The 16,472-nt window shown below is 54.0% G+C and carries 14 protein-coding genes; 2 read left to right on the top strand and 12 right to left on the bottom strand.

Features of this window, described 5'->3' with window-relative positions:
• Nucleotides 1-73: 73 nt before the first annotated feature.
• Nucleotides 74-904 (top strand): nitrilase-related carbon-nitrogen hydrolase, encoded by an 831-nt coding sequence (locus tag P156_RS0100905; protein WP_027868540.1) that lies wholly within the window; start codon nt 74-76, stop codon nt 902-904.
• Nucleotides 905-922: 18 nt separating this feature from the next.
• Here the strand turns inward: P156_RS0100905 and P156_RS0100900 are convergent, their stop codons facing one another.
• The 12 genes from P156_RS0100900 to P156_RS0100845 all read right to left on the bottom strand — a co-directional run bounded on the left by P156_RS0100900 (nt 923) and on the right by P156_RS0100845 (nt 15,794).
• Nucleotides 923-1,732 (bottom strand): hypothetical protein, encoded by an 810-nt coding sequence (locus P156_RS0100900; protein ID WP_034801990.1) that lies wholly within the window; start codon nt 1,730-1,732, stop codon nt 923-925.
• 32 nt (nt 1,733-1,764) lie between these two features.
• Entirely contained in the window at nt 1,765-3,510 is a 1,746-nt protein-coding gene (locus P156_RS0100895; RefSeq protein ID WP_185752102.1) for a glycerophosphodiester phosphodiesterase family protein, read from the bottom strand.
• A 64-nt stretch (nt 3,511-3,574) separates the two neighbouring features.
• Nucleotides 3,575-3,958 carry a hypothetical protein gene (locus P156_RS0100890; RefSeq protein ID WP_027868537.1) on the bottom strand — a complete coding sequence of 128 codons (384 nt, stop codon included), beginning with the start codon at nt 3,956-3,958 and terminating at the stop codon, nt 3,575-3,577.
• Nucleotides 3,959-4,105: 147 nt separating this feature from the next.
• The gene (locus tag P156_RS0100885) at nt 4,106-4,540 is read right to left on the bottom strand and encodes a protease inhibitor I42 family protein (protein WP_185752101.1); all 435 of its coding nucleotides are present in this window, start codon (nt 4,538-4,540) and stop codon (nt 4,106-4,108) included.
• A 53-nt stretch (nt 4,541-4,593) separates the two neighbouring features.
• Entirely contained in the window at nt 4,594-5,199 is a 606-nt protein-coding gene (locus tag P156_RS0100880; RefSeq protein WP_185752100.1) for a hypothetical protein, read from the bottom strand.
• A gap of 439 nt (nt 5,200-5,638) precedes the next feature.
• Nucleotides 5,639-7,795, bottom strand: coding sequence for a hypothetical protein (locus P156_RS12590; RefSeq protein WP_051600468.1), 2,157 nt, complete (start codon nt 7,793-7,795; stop codon nt 5,639-5,641).
• A complete protein-coding gene (locus tag P156_RS11030) occupies nt 7,792-9,537 on the bottom strand; it encodes an adhesin (RefSeq protein WP_185752099.1) in 1,746 nt (581 codons plus the stop codon). The genes P156_RS12590 and P156_RS11030 overlap by 4 nt, the downstream gene beginning before the upstream one ends.
• A 174-nt stretch (nt 9,538-9,711) precedes the next feature.
• The gene (locus P156_RS11025; RefSeq protein WP_185752098.1) at nt 9,712-11,997 is read right to left on the bottom strand and encodes a glycoside hydrolase family 3 protein; all 2,286 of its coding nucleotides are present in this window, start codon (nt 11,995-11,997) and stop codon (nt 9,712-9,714) included.
• A 73-nt stretch (nt 11,998-12,070) separates the two neighbouring features.
• Nucleotides 12,071-12,940: a DNA/RNA non-specific endonuclease gene (locus P156_RS0100860; RefSeq protein WP_027868534.1), complete on the bottom strand. Its 870-nt coding sequence runs from the start codon at nt 12,938-12,940 to the stop codon at nt 12,071-12,073.
• Nucleotides 12,941-13,244: 304 nt separating this feature from the next.
• Nucleotides 13,245-14,603, bottom strand: a complete 1,359-nt coding sequence (locus P156_RS0100855) for a CCA tRNA nucleotidyltransferase (RefSeq protein WP_051600465.1) — start codon at nt 14,601-14,603, stop codon at nt 13,245-13,247.
• Entirely contained in the window at nt 14,600-15,445 is an 846-nt protein-coding gene (locus P156_RS0100850) for a 4Fe-4S binding protein (RefSeq protein WP_027868532.1), read from the bottom strand. Before P156_RS0100850 ends, P156_RS0100855 begins: the two co-directional genes overlap by 4 nt.
• Before the next feature lie 16 nt (nt 15,446-15,461).
• Complete coding sequence (locus P156_RS0100845; protein ID WP_027868531.1) at nt 15,462-15,794, bottom strand: helix-turn-helix domain-containing protein; 333 nt, start codon at nt 15,792-15,794, stop codon at nt 15,462-15,464.
• 125 nt (nt 15,795-15,919) lie between these two features.
• On the opposite strand from P156_RS0100845, the gene P156_RS0100840 reads away from it, so the two are divergent.
• Nucleotides 15,920-16,465: a flavodoxin family protein gene (locus P156_RS0100840; protein ID WP_027868530.1), complete on the top strand. Its 546-nt coding sequence runs from the start codon at nt 15,920-15,922 to the stop codon at nt 16,463-16,465.
• The last annotated feature ends 7 nt before the right edge of the window (nt 16,466-16,472 follow it).

Below are 16,472 nucleotides of genomic sequence, written 5' to 3'. Positions count from 1 at the left end.
TTCCTCCCTTTGCTCAGTAATATAGTATCACAGATCGGCCGTCTGTGATATACTTTCCTCAGGAGGACACACCATGAGAGCCGCACTTTATCAAATGCATATTGTATGGAACGATGAGGACAGGAATTACGCTAAGGTCCGCCATCAGCTTGCAAGAGCAGCCAGCGATGGGGTGGATGTTTTTCTGATGCCGGAAACGTGTTATGACGGGTTTTTCGCCGGAAACTCGCTGGAGGACTGCCGGATCGTGCAGGAGAATCTCCGATTGGCAGAGCATTACGGCCTCGCCATCGGATTCGGATGGGTCAGGCGGGACGCATTGCCAGTGCCCCCCTCTGAAAGAAGAAAATATGAGAACCACTACACCATTGTCGGAAAGGACGGAAATATCCTGAGCGACTATACCAAGATCCATCTGTTCCAGGGAGCCAGGAAGGGGCAGGCATTTCGCCCCGGGGACCACATGGCGCTTTGCCAGATCTGCGGAATCCCGACAGGTACGTTCATCTGCTATGATCTCTGGTTCCCTGAACTCATCAGCAAACTGTCGGAGCAGGCGCACCTGGTCCTGCTGCCCGCAAACTGGGAGGAAACGGAATACCAGTACAGCCACTGGAAGACGTTGCTCCAGGCACGCGCCATGGAGAACCAGCAATACATCCTGGCAGTGAACTGTGTAGGACGAAATGGGAGATTTCATTATGGGGGATGCAGCGCGGCGGTAAATCCCCTAGGAGAATTCCTTCCGGTCGCTGCCGGCGATCGGGAGATTCTGATGACAGACAGAGAAGGCCTTCTAATCTATGACATTGAAGACGATGTCGAGAAATACCGACATTCATTTCCAGTAGCAGCAAACCGCCTGCCCGCGTTGTATCCGGACCTGCCTGTTCGGCCGCTGTAGCGTCGGAGGCCTGCCGGCTCACTCCTGGACCGCGTGCTCATTCGGTCTGATCATCAGGCTATCTGCCACTTTGCTTGTTTTGGATGTTTTCAATGTCGTATAACCTATGATCGAGAATACCACCGCCCCGATCAGATTGACCAACAGATCTTTCATGGTATCCAGGATGCCGATGTCCAGATAGCCTCCTTGGATCGTGTATGTCTTCCCGGAGGAAGTCCGGATCAGTGTGCTGGTTATGTCATCCACATGGATCACCTTGCCCCCATTCTTCGGGTCCAATGTGACCGAGTTGATGTTCTGCACCACAAAGTCCTTCTGCATATCCATATCAAAGAACAGATCCATACCGCACTCAAAGAACTCCCATATCACACCAATGGTCATGGAAAAGCAGAATGCGACCAAGGTCAGATAGAAGGGAGACAGATTGAAGCTTTTGCTTCCTCTGTTCAACAGATAGATCAGAGAGAACCCGACTGCAGCAAAGAGAAATCCATTCAGCGTATGCAAGATGGTATCCCAACCCGGTATTTTCACATAGTAATGATCTACTTCGCCCAGTATCTCTGCAGCGAAGATAAACCCAAACAGGATGCCCTGGAATAGCGGAGGAATCGTCAGATCCATCAGATCCTCGATCAATGCCGGAAGCAGGAACAGCAGTAGCACGAGAATACAGGTCGCTGCGCTTTCATAGTTATGGGCCACAAGGCTACGGATCAGGGTCAGCACAACCATGATTCGAAGTATGATATAGAACGCAAATGTTTTCTTGTTGCTGCGGTAACTGTTCTTCAGCTTTCTCAAATATCTTCCGAGTTTCATGTGCCTATTCCTCCGGTCTCTTTGCTTGATTATTACAGTATCGTTTTGACCTTGTCCACCATGCGGTCAAGATCTGACCTCTGATCCAGTTTCGAGGAGAGCTCGGTCGCCTGTTTCACATGATCGGTAATGATCCCATCTGCCTTGGTGCAAAGGAAGTGCTTCTGAGCGCCTTTTTCATTGACGGTCCAGACGAGCGCCTTCTTCCCTTCCTTGTGGATGGCACTGATGGCATCGGCTGTCGCCGATTCCTCTTCCAGTCCGATATAATCACAGTTAAGCTGTGCGGTCTCCCCGTAAGAGGCGAAGGTCAGGAACCCAGTCTGGATCTCCGGATAGGTCGACTCGATATAGTTGATCAGGTCATACTTCAGTGAGATCAGCACGCACTCCTCTTCCATTTGGAACTGCTTCACCAGTTTCACGGTATCTTCGGCCATCTTCTTGTCTGCCGTCTTCCCCTTCAGTTCTATAAACAGCACGAGCCTTCCCTTGCTGGTGATCAACATCTCCGGAAGGGTCGCTACAGGCTCTCCATCGATGGTCAGTTTCTTGGCTTCCTTCAGCGTCATGTCCTCCGGTTTTCTCTCATCTCCCGCGACACGCTTAAACGTACCGTCGTGGTTCACCACATAGTGTCCATCTTTGGTTCTCTGGATGTCGATCTCGCTCCCGTAAGCGCCGTTGTTCCAGGCCGACTCCAGACCTGCCAGAGTATTCTCACTGGCCTCGCTGCCGCCTCCGCGGTGCGCGATGACATTCACACTCGTCCTCTGCGGGAACAGCTGATCAAAGTATCCGAACATGAGCAGTACCGCAGCCGCAATCGCAATCAGGGTACCGATCGTCACCTTGCGGGATTTGAACAGTTCTGCTTTTTCGACCTCATGGTACGGATACTCTTCCCCCTGTTTATAGGAATAAAACAACTGTGTCATCTTCATAAGATACAGTGGAATGCCCAACAGCCCTGTCAGCATCGAAATGATCGCCCCCGCCGAAACGAAGAAGATCGTCAGGATCCGGCTGATCACACCCGCCGGAAGCAGCGTGATCAGTTTCAGAGGCAAGAACAGGAATAGGATGGCGACCCCTGCAAGCAGTGCGGTGATCGTCACAAAACAAAGCACGTTTTGTTTCAGATAATCCTTCCAGTTATCTCGAATGAGTCTTCTGGACTGATCGCTTGCGGAGCCAGCAGACAACCCATCGATTACGATTCCGTGAAGCAGAAACAGATTCGCAATCCCGATAAACAGAAAGAGGAGTGCCACTACTCCTGCCAGAGCAGAATAGAGAACCGAATCTTTGATAAAGGCCGATATAAAATTAGGAATATAAAACCCCCGTGTCGCGGAGACCGAGAGGCCGATCCCCAGAATCGGCGCGATCAATGCGATGTACAACACCACCAGAATTCCTTGTAGGCTGATCAGCTTTCGGATCGATACGAATCCTTCCTTGATGCTGCGTGTAACAGATACTTCTTTTCCGATAACCAGATCGCCACAGAGCGCGATCGTGGCATTCAGGTCAATGGCCACATAGATAAACAGTGATACGATTCCAACCACCAAAATAAGGAGTCCTTGCCATGTGCCGAAAAGGAACTGGTAATCGCCTGAGGTCACCGCAACTCTTCCACTGCTTTCAAGTAGCGCCTGCGAAATCTGCCCTAACAGATAGAGCAGGATGCCGAGCAGCACTTTGGAAACGATCTCATAATTAAACAGATCAGGCATTGCCTGAATGTATGGTTTCAGTTTATTCGCAAACACAATATCACTTCCCATAGTTCGAAAAAGGCGCTCCGCAATGTCAGAGCGCCTGATCCTGTCACTGTTACTGTTTTTCGAAAATCATGTCAACGCCGATTACGGTGGCTTTGATCTTGTCACCATCATCTGTGAATTTCAGTTTGAGATCACCCTTTGTCTTAAATCCATTGCTAGTAGGCTCCCATGTGAAGTCGCTTGTTTCTTCTTCGCCTTCTGATGTTCCAGTCATAGTCCCCGTTCCATCTCCGTTGAGCGTCATGAAGATCTCCTCCCCTTCCTCGGGGGATTCAGACTCATCCATCAGTTCAAAGCTCACAGACTTCCAGGTACCGACATATTTGCTGTCAGAAAGATCCTGGTCAGAGCTTCCCCCTCCGCCGCAGGCAGTGAGGGTAAGTGCGGATACTACCATGATTGCAGCAACTGCTAATGTCATCAGTTTCTTCATTCTCACTTCCTCCTTAAAAAAATGTGCGATTTGGATGTGACCACCTCTCTACACTATATACTACCACAAATAAGATGTTAATAATATATTATTCATCCAAAAAATTTAATATATATATCATGTCGGCGCCCTTCCGTCGTCTGCCAATCACTGGATCTCCATTTCCGGAATTTCCGGCACTGTTGAAATATCTCCGGGCAGCCCTCCGCTTTGGGCTTCTACCTTGATCTGCTTGTTCCCGTCCACAGAAATCTGATAGGTCAGACTGGTATCGGCTTTGTCCTTCTCCCACGACCGTTCGTAGTAAAAGCTGACCTTGGCCTTTCCCTCTTTCTTCGGTGTCAGAGTGAACACTTCGGTTCCTCCGACGCCATCCAGCTCCTCGTCGGCTTTGTCCTGTACATACTCGGAGGAAATGTCAAAGATCTCCGGCTCCTGCTCCACTCTCCATTCGTAGCCAGTCGTCGGATTTGCGTCCAGTGACAGTGTTGCTGTCTGCGGTTGCTTGCTCATGCACCCTGTCAGAGCCATCATCACGAATACCGCTCCTGCGATGATCATTGCCGTTCGTTTTCTCATCATATCACCTACCTGTTCTAACATTATTTGGCTTTGCCAGTCTGTTCGTTGTTGAATCACATGAAAAACGCATCCACGTCCTCAATCGTTTCCAGAATATCTGCTTCTTTTACACCTGCCGCGCGCGCCAGATCTGCTGACCCTCTGAGAGATGTTCGAAAATCCGTCGAGAAAGCCTCCTGTATCAACACATTGAACTGATCTGCCTGTGCGGTAAGTTCTTCCTGAAATGCGACGAATTGCCTCTCCAGTTTCCCATCCAGACGTCGCTGACACCGGAGATATTTCTCCAACAAAGCCTGTTCCTGCCTATACATCTTAAGACGGCTATATTGTAGTGCAAACAACAGTCCAGCCTCTGCGAAATCAGTGATTCCACGCTTGTCAACGATAGCCAGATAAGCGCAGACGATCTTCATCGACGCTTCCAGACAGATCCAGAGGCATTCCTCCACATAGGCAGGCTCTGTGACCAGACCTTCTTTGAACTGCTCAGTCTTGGTTTCCAATTCTTCCGCAAGCGCCCCAATCGCCTCGGCCCGGTCACTTCGTCCAAGTTCTTCAATCTCAGAAGCGACCGCAGTTATGTACTTTCCATATACCCGGAATGTGAAGATCGTATACTCCTCATCCTCCATCATGTTTATATTGTAGCACCTCATAACGTATAATTAAAGCAAAACATGTCGTTCGCAACTGTTAACTTGCAGGCATCGTCCGTTCATACAGTCGACTCCTGGATATAATAGTGGCGTAGCCATTACCATATTCCTAAACCACCACTATCATTTCACGCACACTTCCGTTTCATAGTGGTTACTTTCGTATATGATCATGGCGTGGCCACTACCATATTTCCAAACCGCCTCTACGGTCTCCGTCTCAGACAGAAAAGCAAAAAAACAGAACCGATCACCTGAACGGTAACCGGTCTGGCCTGGTCATTTCACCAAACAGACCCCGCCAATGGCGAGGTCTGCTAGGAGTTGTTATTGAGAAAGAATGTTGAAAAGAAAGTTGTTGTCGTTTGTTATCCTTCTGACACTATTATCATAACAGAGAAATGTGATGGTTTTGCGAACAAAACATATCGTTTTTGTGTTATCCCTTGTTGAATAGCTTCTCCAGATCGCTCTGATGTTCTTCCAGTACCTTCAACAGGTACTTGTTCCAGTGGCGAGCATCCTTGGTACTGCTGCCGAAAACGTAGTCCTCCTGACCATAGTCGATGGTGTCGAATCCCGGCGTAGACTTATTGGCGCCGGCGGTCCGGTAACTCACCGCATCCGCCAAAGTGAAGGACACATTGGAGAGATCCCCATAGTTGACCCACTTGCTGATGTCTGTACCGGTGGCCTCTGTGGCGGTGCCGTTGCTGGTGGTCTTGGAAGCGGCTTCCTTTTCCACGGTGGCCGCGCCCTCCACATACTTTGCATACATCTGATCCACATAGAGGCTCAGGGAATCCCCAAAGATCTCGTTGGGCACATGACCTCCATCCCACTGCCACTCGATCTCAGCATCGGTGCCGGCGTTCAGCCAGGCGATCTGTAGGTTCAGGGAGTTGAACATGGACATATCTCCCTCGGACGCTCCCATGACGATCCTGGTCCAGGCCGGCGCCTCCGTGCTCTCGGCACCGATATAGTTCAGCGGATTATACAGCGAAACGATATTGTTGCCATACTTGTCCCCACTCTCAATCTCCTGAATGTCGGACTGGTATTCCTGCAACATGTCGCTGTAGCTGCTGTAATTTCCGGAGTCCTTGCTGCTCCCGGAGGCCTGGGTGGTACCGGCGTCCGGTGTACCCGCTCTGCCACCGTTCTGTCCCCCCTGCAGTGCTCCCGTAGGCGGCTGTCCGTCAGGTTTCCCCTGGAGACCTCCCTGCTGCCCCATGGGGCCCTTCATTTGATTGCTGTCCGCCTCTGACTTGGTGTAGCGGCCTTCGATGAAAGCTTTGGCTTTGTCCTCAGAAGACATCTTCGACACGGCTTTGTCGGACAAAGCCTTCCCGTCCTCGTCAAACCAGGTCCACCCTTCGGCGTAGTCCAGATCGTCCAGATATTTCTGGAGGTTCGACTGGAACTCCGCCAGGTACAGATCCAGGTAGGTACCGCCGTACCCGTTGGTATCCTTGTATTTGGATGCATCATACTCGATGGTGAGCTGGATGGTGTCCTCCTTGTCCCCGTCGTTGTTCAGGTCGAATCCCACCTCCGCCTCCTTCACCGACAGCTTCTGGGAGTTGATGTAGTCCATATACTCCTGAGACAGGTACTGAGCCAGCTGCTTCTGGAAGGATGTGTTGAAGTTGTAGTCGGTATCCATGTAATACTCGAAGGCCATGGCCATGTCCGCCTCCTCCAGGGAGGAAATGGCGCTGTAGGCGACGCAGCCCCAGGCTCCGTCAGACAGATCGTAGTCCTTTCCGTCGATGGTGACGGTGGTGGAATAGCCATCCTCAGTCCTGTAGACGCCCACAGCGCCGGCTTCGATCTGGTAATTGTAGTAGTCCTGATTGTTGGAGGTGGCGGCGAACATGGTGGCATGGGCGCCGCCACCCGATCCGCCCGTGGACACAAAGTGATCCACACTGCCCGGCAGGTTCCCCAGAAGGATGTTGTACTTGACGTAGCGGGCTGCTGCCTTCTGGTCCACCAGACAGCTGGGAGCATCCCCGTAATAGACTGTATTCCCGGCGCCATCAGTGGTGCTGTTCTGCTTGCCCCGGTTACCGCAGGCCACATTGATGTAGCCCTCCTTGGCATAGGTGGTCTGGGCAAGCTGGTTTTCCTGGGCGCTGTAGCCCTCCGCGCCGGTATTCAGAATCACCGGCGCAGTAGAAGCCGTATACTTCTGTCCGTTGCTGCTATTGATGGTCGCCTCTCCGTCAATGACCAGGGATCCCTTCACCGCACTCTGATAGGTCTTGGCGGTGGTATCCGCCTTTCCGTCCTTATCCGTGTCGACGCCCTTGACGTAAACGCCAGGCACGCAGACAGACACCCCCTGCTCGTCCGCATTCTCCGGGTTGGTCACCGCCGTCACGATGGACAGCACCCAGGCATCTGCCTCTGTGTCATATGCCCATTCCTGGTTTTCGTTGTTGGCCAGATTCAGAGTCTTTTCGATGTTCGCCTTCTCCTCTTCGCTGGTCACCGCTGTTGAGGAGTTCTCCGTGCTCCCGGCACATCCTGCCAGCAGTAGAGCCCCGGCAAAAAGCGTAGCCAGAATCCCTATCCACTTACCTCTCATGCGAACACCCCCTTTAGCCAGTTGGAGATCCTATCCAGAATACTTTCTCCGTCGGAGGTGCTTCCGAGATCCGCCCCGCTGCTACCGCTATTGTCCCCGTAGGCGGTGGTAGTCTTGTAGTACTGATCGAAGTCCGTCCGATCGATGGTATCCGTGCTTACCTTATTGGTATCACTGGTCTTCACTTTGGTGGTGTACTTGCTGACGGTAAGGGTGACACCGCTGTCTCCCTCCACAAGGGTCTTTCCATCCTGCACGATGCTCACAGTCTTCCCCTCCTGATCCACCACCTTGGCTCCCTTGGCCGCATTCAGGGTACCGACAGTGGTATCTTCCGTAAGGGTCCATGTGGAATCCGCATCTACGTTCACGGTGAGGTTCTTCGCCGTGCTCCCCTTCGCCAGAGCGCCGTCCCATGTGCTACCGGAGAGGAGATACAGCGATACGCTGCTGGCTTTGTCCACCTGAACATCACCGCTGAGGGACTCGCCTATACCGGTGAAGGTCAGCTTGCCGCCGTTACTGCCGCTCTGCCCCCAGTTGTTATCGTTGGTCACCGAGGAGATCAGATTTACCTTCTGGCTGTCAAAGTCCAGGGTGGTGCCGGAGAGGACCACGTTGGCCTCGGTATTGGTGACGTAGAACATGGCACCATCCGTAATGCTGGTCTTCAGGGTGGAATCCACCGCCTGGAAGAAAGCTGCCTCATCCGTGCTGGTATCCGCATCTCCGGAGGTGGACTGGTACAGGATCACCCCGTTCTTGATAGGGTCGCTGCCGCTCTTGTTATCGTTGGTACTGTCCAAAGTGGAACGACTGATGAGGATCCGGTTCTTCCCCTCCATGCCGGCGATCTGGCTGCCACTGGCTGTGCCGGTGACGTTGTCCACCTGGATATTCCCCGTGGAGTAGAGAAGTGGCGAGCCGGAGCCCTTGGTGCTCAAGGTACTGTTGGTGACAGAGAGGTTGCCGCCACCCCGATCGGTGGCCAGGGTCGCGCTGTGGTCGCCTTCTGTGGAGATGGTCATATTGTTCGCAATGATCGTCCCACCATAGGTGGCATCCAACCCCCTGGCACTGTTGCTGTCCCTGGTGGTGATGGCCACGTTGTTGGCAAACACGGAAGCGTTATCGGTAGCAAAGATCCCATTGCTGCCTTCGCTGGTGCTGGTGATCCCGGAACTATCGATGTAGACCTGGCTCTTCTCCCCCACTGCCAGCACGGAAGCGTTGGTGCCGTAAAAGTTGGTGTTATCAGCGTTCTGGCTATCGCCGGATTTGTTCAGAGTGGAACCGCTGATGGTCAGGGTACCGCCATTCTCTGCCAGCGCCACATTCTTGTCCGCTTCCGTCGACGAGATCGTCTCATTCTCAATGGTCACCGCTTTGCCGTCGGCTGTCTTGCTGGCGGACAAATCTCCATTGTAGTCGTACGACTGGGTATCTGCTCCGCTGCCCGAACCCGAAGGCGGCTGTCCCTGGGGCGCTCCCGAAGGCGGATCCCCTGCCGGAGGGGCGCCGTTGGGCGGCTGGCCGTTCTGCTGCCCCGAGGGTGGCTGGGCCGGCTGCTCCGTCTGTGTGTTTGCGCTGCCGGCCTTGTCATCCGCATAGATATCTGCGACAGTTGCGATCGGAGCCATCAACCCGATCAGTGCTGCCATGGTTACAGTTGCGATCTTCCTGATGCTCAACTTCTTCAGATGATTGACGATCGCGGCACTCTTTGCCTTCCAATATAACATAAAAGTCCTCCCATCCTGTCTTGACTCTAACTTGCCTGGTTTCCACAAGTATAGCAACTCATCGTCAACAGAATTGGAAGGACTCTTGTTATTATTTGGTTTATTATGTGATGATCGTGCGAAGTATCCATCCGTGTATGGGGACAACACCCTCTTTAAAATACTATTGAACTGTTATTTTACCTTCTTGATTTTCTTCTTACTCCATGCACCATAGTAGGTTTTCCCGCCCATCTTTTTAATAACGCGGGCTTTGACCACATACTTCTTGTGCCTCTTCAGTTTCTTTAGCGTGATCTTGGCTTTGGTCGTTGTCTTGTATTTCCATTTCTTGTCGGACTTGAGCTTGAAAGCGATCTGGTAGTGGGTGCCGCCCCTGGCAGAAGGCTTTGTGCGCAGCTTCACCTTAAGCGCTTTCTTCTTCGCCTTCACGGACTTGATCGCCGCCTTCTTCAGGTCAGGCGCTGGTGTAGCGGGCACGGACTTCGCCTCTGGCCTGCGCGCCTTGTAGGTCAGACCGTAGCCTCTCGGATACTTCACCTGGTCTGTATAGACCTTGTTTGCTTTGTCAAGCGCCGGCACGTTCACCGGCAGCTTGCCGGACGCGCCAAACACTCCGAAGGCGACCTCTACACCGGCAACGATGTTGGGACCGCAGGCAGGGCCGTATGCGGTGAGATCCCCACGCATCAGCTTTCCGTTGATCTTGATGTCGGAGCCCTTCCATCCGTAGACCGCCATGACGGCATCAGCATCCGGGTAGATCTGCACATCGTAAGGCTTGTCCACGGAGAGAACGATGCTTTTCTTGCCATGCTCCTTGCAGTATCTGGTATAGGCCATTGGGCCGGCAGAAGTCCAGTGTTCGCCAGTCAACCGCGTTGCTCTGGACACCTCGGAGTTCATGAGCACCACGTCCGCCCAATCCAAAGCCTCCTTCAGGTCCCCTTCGATCTCATAATCACCTTCGCTGTAACAATAGATCTCCACCTCCGTAGCCTTCGGCACCAGACCAGCCTTCTTGACGCGGTTGAATCCCATTACCATCTGGGCGAGCTCGTTCTCGTAGGGCGCCATCATCAGGACCCTGGTGTCTTTGGTTGCAGTAGCAGGAAGCGTACTCTTTCGGTTCTGGATGACGGTCACTGCCTTGGCAGAGATCTCCCTCTCCAGCTTGCGGTTCTGTTCACTTCCAACCGTATCATTGGCACGTGTCTGGGTGTATTGGGAGGCGTCGTAGTTAAGAATTCCCTTCTTCTGTTTCAGGGTCAGTACTCTGGTAACGGCCTCGTCCAGGCGCGCTTCCGAAAGTTCGTCCTCTGCGACCGCATTTTCCACATAACCAAGGATCTCTCCCATAGCACTGGTCCATTGTGTCTTATCTGTGATTCCGGTCAGCGGCATACATACCAGATCCGCGCCGGCTTTCAGCGCCTCCGTGGTGGCCTGTCCCATGGAAAATCTCTTGGAGATCCCTTCCATGTTCATGGCATCGGTCACCACGACACCCTGGAATCCCATGTCATTTCTAAGCAGGTCGGTCAGGATCTTGTGGGACAAAGTCGCCGGTCTACGCTCCTCTTTTCCGGTTTTTTCGGACAGAACGGTCGTGTCGTCCAATCCCGGATATAGAATGTGGGCGGACATGATCATGTCGATCCCCTTATCGATGGCGATGGTGTAGGGCTTCAGCTCGTTGTTCTTCAGCTGATCCAAAGATTTCTTCACCTCCGGAAGTCCCGTATGAGAATCGGTGTCTGTATCGCCGTGTCCCGGGAAGTGCTTAGCACAGCCGATGGTGTCGTACGCATTCAGACCCTTGATGTACTGCGCGCCATACTCTCCGACCATGTTCGCATCGTCACTGAAGGAGCGAAGCCCGATCACCGGATTGTTGGCGTTGTTGTTCACATCGATCACCGGAGCCAGAGTGGTGTTGATCCCCACGCTTTCCAGTTCCCGACCGATGATCTCGCCGGCCAGCCTGGCGTTATTGGAGTCTCCCGTGGCAGCCAGGGCCATATTACCGGGCAGTGCCGTCCCGCTTCCCAAACGGTACACGATACCGCCCTCCTGATCTGTTGCGATCAGCAGGGGCAGGCCTCCCTTGGCGGTGGCCGCATCCTGCATTTCCTTCGTCAAAGCAACTGTATCTCCTGTTTTCTGGATGTTCTCCGCAAACAAGATCACCGCGCCAAACTGGTACTCCTCCAGGATGGTCTTCACCTCAGGCGCCAGCCTGGTCATGTTTTGTGCTTCACCCTCTGCATCGTTCCACTTCCGAAAATCCATCATCAGACACTGGGCGATCTTCTGCCGCAGGGTCATATTTTGAACGATCGTCTGAATCGGATCTTCCTTCGGCACCTCTGTTGCGCAGCTGTTCACGGTCGGCACACATATCAGCATGGTGAGGATCGTTGCCAGGACTAAAATCCGCTTCCTAAGATTATGTTTCACTTATTTCTCCCCCTTCACCCTTTCATTTTCACACAGAAAACACAGCTTGTCAATGCGCGAGTGTCTTGCGTCCCTATGGCTCGCAGCTTCCGCAGGGTTCGTACCCTTCTTTGATAAGATCCGCCCGGGCAGCCTTCACTTCCTTCCTGTTCTTCTCTGCCATGGTTTTGGCGGAATTGCAGGAAGGGTAATGGAACTTCCCGGTATTGGTGTTGATCACATACAACCGCTTGTCGTTGGAATGGATTCCCTCTTCTCCGAGAACTTCCCCTGTCTTGTAGTCGATCTCCGCGCCCAGGGCTTTGTTGTAGACCTCCACATGATAACGCACTCCGGCGCCATCGTCCTCCACGGACAAAGCCTCCATCTCCACGGATCGTGCTACCATCTCCTTCCCCCGGAATTTTGGAGTGACCCGATACAGCACGTGATTGCCTGTCCTTCGGATATAATCGGCCACCTCATTCTCAAAGGGCAGCATCCCGGTGACGTTGAAATAGTGAGTTCCGGTGATCAGATTTCGTTTCTCCGCGTTTAGGCCGCTGAGCTGATACCCGATCAGATGGCATCGTTCCCACCCCTCCCCGGAACGCCATCCAGTGGGGTGTACCATGGAGATATCCTCCCTCTCCTGTCCTGCACCGGGCATGGTCTCTCGGGACAGGCTGGCGGTGCAGGCTGTACACCTTCCTCTCTTGTCCAGAGGTCCCAGTGTAATATAGGAGTTTCTGGCCTGCTTCTGTTGGGCAGCATCAAAGGCCGGCTGGTTGTCCTCCACTACGTCATAAGCCTCCGAAGTCGCCGGCGCCTGCGTCGAAGAAACACCTTGTTCCGGCACCTCTGCTGACAGGTTCGGCAGACTTCCCTGCAGGCCGAACGCCCCCGCCGCGATCCCCACCGCCAGTACCAGTACTGCGGTGGCCAGTTTCTTAATGTCTTTCATCCTTCCCCTTTATTTCCTTAAGATACGTCTTCTACGCTTTGGACCACGCTTTTGGCCGCGCTTTGGAGCCGCGCGATTCCTTCATTAATTTACAATAATGCCTACTATTTCGGATTCAAAGCTATCCAAATCCCCTCGGGAATGTTTAAACTTCCTTAGAAATGGCACATGGGCTATTTGCGAAGGAAAAAATTGGAATATGTTGGAATTCCCCTTCCTTCACACAAAGCCTTCCACCGAATACTCCACATTGATCTGCAACTACTAACAACCTTGCAACTCCGCACCACATTCCAGCTTGCCCCTATATGCCCTTTCCTGAGCGTGCCATCCCCAAAGTCTGCCGCAGGGCCTCTTCCTTCGGTACCCCTGCCAGCCGCAGCTTGTGGGCGTAGGCCAACAGGGCTCCCATGCCAGGCCCGGGACGCACCCCTGCCGCTTCCAGATCACGCCCGGTCACGTAGGGCCGGGCCATATACTCTCGGTAGAGGTCCAGACGCTCCAGCAGGAACGCCAGGGCCGTATCGTCCGCCGGCGGGCACATCCCCTTGCTATCTGCCACCGCCAGGTAGATCAGCGCCGCCGGATCCACCGCCCGGTCGAACAACCGATTGGTGGCCTTCACCGAGGAATGGGCGTGGGCCATTCCGTTTGGTTTCATATGTAGTTCCACCAGATTCAACACATACCGGATCCGCGCCTTCTCGCCGGTGATCCGCTCCAGAAACGCGCGCACCAGTGGCAGCCCCTCGGTTTCGTGGCCGTAGGAATGGATGCGATCGCCCTCTTCCTGATAGCAGATCGCCTTCCCCATATCGTGGCACAGTGCCGCCAGCATAAATCCCGTTGGATCCTCTGTCTCTTCCCGGTACCGCGCCGCCTGGTCCAGCACCATCATGGTGTGGTTCCAAACATCTCCCTCCTGGTGGAAACGCGGGTCCTGCCGCACGCCAATCAGCGCCGCCAGTTCCGGAAACCAAAGGTCCAGCTGCTCCATGCGCCTTAGCTGACGAAAGAAGATCGACGGTTCCTCGGCCCTGCACAGCGCCTTCTCCACCTCCCCCAGAATGCGTTCCTTGGGAAGCGTCTTCAGGTCCATCCCGGCACAAAGCCTTCGCGTCTCCTCTGCGATCTCATACCGAAACCGCGCCGCAAACTGCGCCCCGCGGAGCACCCTCAATGGATCCTCCCCGAAGGACCGTTCGTCCACATGGCGAAGCACCCCTGCCTCCAGATCCGCTTCTCCCCCGAAGGGGTCCTGCAGCTCTCCGGTAAGCACATCCAGCATCATGGCATTGATGGTGAAATCCCGCCGCCTGGCCGCTTCCCTCAGCCCAAGATCCGGATCTACAAACACATCGAAGTCCCGGTGCCCTCGGCCCCTGGCCTTCTCTCGTCTTGGCATGGCGATGTCGATGTCGTGTCCCCGAAGCATGTAGATCCCGAAAGATTCGCCCACCGCGATCCGTTCACCGACCTGGTCCAGAATCCCTTCCAATTCTGCTGGCTTCAGGCCATGGACCTCCACGTCCAGATCCTTCACCGACTCCCCGCGCAAAGCATCCCGTACGCATCCGCCCACGTAGAAACACCGGCCTCCGGCTTCCGCCACCAGCGCAGCGATCCTCTCTATAGTCTGGTTTTCATGACTTTCGATCTTCATAGGTATACATTCTCTTTCCGGTCTCTGTGATCCCGTTCCAGCATCCTCACGTGAGACAGGAACTGCGGGTCATCGAAATACCTGGCCCCCACCGGACACTTACGGACACAGGCCTGACACTTGATGCAGATCCCAGGTACACTGAAGGGGTCGCCCCGGTCGATGCTCCCCATGGGACACACCGCCGCACAAAGCATGCACCGGTTGCACTTCCCCGGATCTGCCTTGGACTTGACTTTCAGGAATTTTGCCGGAGTACCGTCTTCCTGCCTGGGAGTGTAATACGAGCCGACTTCCTCCTCCAGAAGGGCGGTCAGGGCGGTGCCCGGCGCCTGGGACGCACTGCCTTCCAGAATCCGTCCTGCGGCCCGGCCGCCGAAGGTAGCCAGATCATCCAGGTCGGCAGCATCAGGCCGACCTTCCGCAAGCTGATCCGTGAAGGCGTGACGGCAGACTGCCGCCGCGCCCGCCACCACCGTAAACCCATTCTTCTTCATGAGCTGTGCCAGTTCCTTCAGGGACTCGTCGTAACTGCGGTTCCCGAAGGTGACCACCGGAAGACAAAGGGGCCCGGGGTCTTGTGTTCCTCCAAGGATATGGGCGCGCAGATCCGGCATGACCTTGTTGGGTAGACGCCCGGCATAGGTAGGCGAACCGATGACCACCAGATCCCCGGGGCCAAACTGCAGGTCCGCCGTACGCGCCTGGGGCGGTGTCAGGTCGATGTACTGCGGACTGATGCTCCCGAAGGTCGTCGCCGCACCGGCGGACACTGCCCGCACCACCTGCTCCGTGCTCCCTGTGGGACTGAAATAGATTCCATAGATACGTTCGATCTTCATCGCTTCACATCCTTTCCTACCGTCGGTTCTTGTCTCCCCATTCGCACATCTGATCCAGGATAGGCATGAGAGAGGCGCCTCGCGCAGACAGTCTGTACTCCACCTTTGGCGGGATCTGGGGGTACTCCTTGCGTAGGATCAGGCCGTCCGCCTCCAACTGCTTCAGGGTGGAACTGAGTGTCTTGAAGGTGATCGTCCCGATGTATTTCTTCATCTCGTTAAATCGGACCACCCCAAACTCCATCAGGGTGTAGAGGATGATCATCTTGTACTTCCCCTGTATCAGAGACATGGTGTAGTTGAACCCGGTGTCTCCCAACTGGCAATCGGATATGCACTTCGCTTCCATAACACTTCCCTCCAGGATAGTATATATCCAAAATGTGCGTACTTGCTTTTCTTTCACATGTTTTCTATAATTATAACGGTGAGACAATATCATGTCAACGAGCACTGACGAAAGGAAGGAATCATATGGAAAAGAAAATCATAATACTCAACGGCAGTCCCCGGAGCAACGGCAACACTGCCGCTCTGACCGCTGCCTTCCGGCGCGGCGCCGAAGAAGCAGGGCACCAGGTGCAGGAGTTTTTCCTGCCGAAGATGAAGATCAACGGTTGCCTGGGGTGCTGGTGCGGTGGAAAGGATCCCGAACACCCGTGCACTCAGAGAGACGATATGGAGAAGATCTACCCTTCCTATAAGGAGGCTGACATCGTGGTGCTTGCCTCTCCGCTCTACTACTGGTCCATCTCCGGATTCCTGAAAAACGCGTTTGACCGCCTGTTCGCCATCGCAGAATGTGATCCAGGCTATCGCAATCCGGTGAAGGACAGCGTGCTGATCATGGCGGCCGAAGGAGCCGGGTTTGAAGAGAGCGAGTTCTGGTATGACCACCTGGAACAGCATATCGGCTGGAAGAGTCTGGGCAAGGTTCTCTGCGGCCACGTGACCCAGCCCGGTGACACGGAAGGAAAACCGGAAATCGACGAGGCTTACCACCTGGGCAGTTCCCTGTAGGCCAATC

The organism is Eubacterium sp. AB3007 (genome assembly GCF_000688015.1).
Classification (GTDB): Bacteria; Bacillota; Clostridia; order Peptostreptococcales; family Anaerovoracaceae; genus Aminicella.
Note: the sequence above shows the minus strand (reverse complement) of the source record. Positions and strands in the feature narration are given on the sequence as shown.

What these genes read in the sequence shown, in the direction of transcription:
- P156_RS0100845 (WP_027868531.1), bottom strand. Translation starts at nt 15,794, where the DNA reads ATGGAAGCGAAGTGCATATCCGATTGCCAGTTGGGAGACACCGGGTTC.
- P156_RS0100880 (WP_185752100.1), bottom strand. Translation starts at nt 5,199, where the DNA reads ATGAGGTGCTACAATATAAACATGATGGAGGATGAGGAGTATACGATC.
- P156_RS0100840 (WP_027868530.1), top strand. Translation starts at nt 15,920, where the DNA reads ATGGAAAAGAAAATCATAATACTCAACGGCAGTCCCCGGAGCAACGGC.
- P156_RS0100900 (WP_034801990.1), bottom strand. Translation starts at nt 1,732, where the DNA reads ATGAAACTCGGAAGATATTTGAGAAAGCTGAAGAACAGTTACCGCAGC.
- P156_RS12590 (WP_051600468.1), bottom strand. Translation starts at nt 7,795, where the DNA reads ATGAGAGGTAAGTGGATAGGGATTCTGGCTACGCTTTTTGCCGGGGCT.
- P156_RS0100890 (WP_027868537.1), bottom strand. Translation starts at nt 3,958, where the DNA reads ATGAAGAAACTGATGACATTAGCAGTTGCTGCAATCATGGTAGTATCC.
- P156_RS11030 (WP_185752099.1), bottom strand. Translation starts at nt 9,537, where the DNA reads ATGTTATATTGGAAGGCAAAGAGTGCCGCGATCGTCAATCATCTGAAG.
- P156_RS0100860 (WP_027868534.1), bottom strand. Translation starts at nt 12,940, where the DNA reads ATGAAAGACATTAAGAAACTGGCCACCGCAGTACTGGTACTGGCGGTG.
- P156_RS0100885 (WP_185752101.1), bottom strand. Translation starts at nt 4,540, where the DNA reads ATGATGAGAAAACGAACGGCAATGATCATCGCAGGAGCGGTATTCGTG.
- P156_RS0100855 (WP_051600465.1), bottom strand. Translation starts at nt 14,603, where the DNA reads ATGAAGATCGAAAGTCATGAAAACCAGACTATAGAGAGGATCGCTGCG.
- P156_RS0100850 (WP_027868532.1), bottom strand. Translation starts at nt 15,445, where the DNA reads ATGAAGATCGAACGTATCTATGGAATCTATTTCAGTCCCACAGGGAGC.
- P156_RS0100905 (WP_027868540.1), top strand. Translation starts at nt 74, where the DNA reads ATGAGAGCCGCACTTTATCAAATGCATATTGTATGGAACGATGAGGAC.